Annotated in this window: 2 protein-coding genes; both read right to left on the bottom strand. The window is 36.0% G+C overall.

All coding sequences use genetic code 11. The annotated features are described in order from the left end of the window. Positions 1-100 precede the first annotated feature (100 nt). Positions 101-448, bottom strand: coding sequence for a hypothetical protein (locus ACTHUR_RS15160; protein ID WP_039861883.1), 348 nt, complete (start codon positions 446-448; stop codon positions 101-103). A 2-nt stretch (positions 449-450) separates the two neighbouring features. Then, a partial coding sequence (locus ACTHUR_RS15155) for a hypothetical protein (protein WP_440399448.1) occupies positions 451-644 on the bottom strand: 194 nt, incomplete at its 5' end.

The raw sequence follows: 644 nt of genomic DNA, 5'->3' as shown, positions 1-644 counted from the left end.
ATATGCAGCAACGGAGAAACAGGAAATCAACGCGGCAAACAAAACAGGTTTCATGGTTTGAACTCCTAAGGTTGTGATGATGGATTTGTGATATTTGGAACTATACGCTTATTTGAAGATACCTACTACTCTTCAAATATGCATAAGTTGCAGCCATAGAAGCTGAAGCAACTGCCCCATTCAATTGATATGCAGCTCCCGTCAACATAGCACCAGCTGCATTTGCATTACCAGAGAGACCTGCATTGGCTACAGAAGCTCCCATAGCAGCACTTGTAGCGGCAAAAGATAAGGCTGCGATTGCAGCATCAAGGCCATCCAATGAATTTCTATCTGCTTCAGGCGTGGCTAAATATTTCTGAATATTATTAGCATTTTGAATCGCATCAGCAGTACTTAATCCATTTTCGCGTGCAATATTTAAAAAACTAAATCCAGCGTTTGGCATTCTCATACTCCAAATTTTAAACTAAAAACCACAACCCAAAAAACGGAAATACAAATTGCAAAAAATATAAATAAATTAATATACTGAACAATATAAAAAATCATATTAATTTGTTTAAAAAATTTACTTGACTCTGTAATATTACCAATAATAAACTTTACACTAGAGGAAAGAAAAAAAAGAGTGATCCCCCCAC

This window comes from Neisseria sp. P0021.S007, assembly GCF_051956855.1.
The sequence above is the reverse complement of the archived record's forward strand: the minus strand, read 5'-3'. Positions and strand labels throughout refer to the sequence as shown.

What these genes read in the sequence shown, in the direction of transcription:
- ACTHUR_RS15160 (WP_039861883.1), bottom strand. Translation starts at nt 448, where the DNA reads ATGCCAAACGCTGGATTTAGTTTTTTAAATATTGCACGCGAAAATGGA.